1 protein-coding gene is annotated in these 269 nt (G+C 56.5%); it reads left to right on the forward strand.

The window, feature by feature from the left end:
- The coding region (locus tag SB753_RS37535) for an ABC transporter substrate-binding protein (RefSeq protein WP_410805221.1) at positions 1 to 269 on the forward strand (269 nt) is incomplete at both ends.

The raw sequence follows: 269 nt of genomic DNA on the forward strand, positions 1-269 counted from the left end.
TCCAGAAGGCCAAGCCCGATTTTGTCGTGACCTTGCTGGTCGGCGCGAATCAGGCGTCGTACTACGAGCAGCAGGCCTCGGCACATTTGAATCTGCCAATGGCGAGTTCGGTGAACGTCGGTCAGGCGTATGAGCACAAGCGCTTCAAACCGCCTGCATTGAAGGACATGTACGTGACCGCGAACTACGTCGAGGAAGTCGACACGCCCGCCAGCAACGACTTCAAGAAGCGTTTCCACGCGAAGTTCCCGAATGAGCCGTACATCAAT

Source organism: Paraburkholderia sp. SIMBA_053 (assembly GCF_046534895.1).
GTDB lineage: Bacteria > Pseudomonadota > Gammaproteobacteria > Burkholderiales > Burkholderiaceae > Paraburkholderia > Paraburkholderia caledonica.